1 protein-coding gene is annotated in these 237 nt (G+C 62.0%); it reads left to right on the forward strand.

Annotation, left to right across the window (positions count from 1 at the left end; all coding sequences use genetic code 11):
- A partial coding sequence (locus SB689_RS24160; RefSeq protein ID WP_410694554.1) for a hypothetical protein occupies positions 1 to 237 on the forward strand: 237 nt, incomplete at both ends.

The raw sequence follows: 237 nt of genomic DNA on the forward strand, positions 1-237 counted from the left end.
CTGGGCGGTGTCGAGTTCACCTGGAAGGCATCTCCAGAGATCGACGTGACCGGCTACGAGATTCGCGAGGGCGGCACCTGGGAGACAGGCACTCCGCTGATCGAGGACTACGCAGGGAACCGCTTCTTCACCACGAAGAAGAAGGGCGGGTTCTACACCTATCACATCAAGGCCATCGACATGCTGCGGGTGCAGTCGGAAGAGCCGACGACCGCTGTGCTGTCACTGCCGGCACCG

The organism is Chryseobacterium sp. SIMBA_038 (assembly GCF_046535115.1).
GTDB lineage: Bacteria > Bacteroidota > Bacteroidia > Flavobacteriales > Weeksellaceae > Chryseobacterium.